The organism is Pedobacter sp. GR22-6, assembly GCF_037402555.1.
Classification (GTDB): Bacteria; Bacteroidota; Bacteroidia; order Sphingobacteriales; family Sphingobacteriaceae; genus Pedobacter.
The window spans coordinates 1-327 of the sequence record NZ_JBBEUC010000018.1; the positions used below are offsets into that span (position 1 = coordinate 1).

The 327-nt window shown below is 46.8% G+C and carries 1 protein-coding gene; it reads right to left on the bottom strand.

The features are described 5' to 3' along the window. On the bottom strand, positions 1-327 hold a 327-nt coding region (locus WAE59_RS25795; protein ID WP_337858894.1), incomplete at both ends, for a PKD domain-containing protein.

Sequence of the window (327 nt, forward strand, 5' to 3'; positions counted from 1 at the left end):
TACTGCATATTTAATCGTATTGCCCGGAAAGTAAAAACTGGAATTTCCTTTGGTAAAATCAAACTTCACCACAGGAACGGCATTGCCTACAGCTATCTCTACAGTTTTACTGTTTTTGGCACCATCCGGATCTGATACAGTGAGTGTGGCTTTATAAATCCCCGGAGTGGTCAAGGTGATTTCGGGGTTGGCCAGTTTGCTGCTTTGTTTAACTACACCTGCCCTGCTGATCTTCCAGTCGTATTTTAAAGAATCTCCGTCGGCATCTGCTGTTCCGGCTGAGGAGAGTTTTACTTTCAGTGGTGCTGCCCCAGCGGCTGTGCTGGC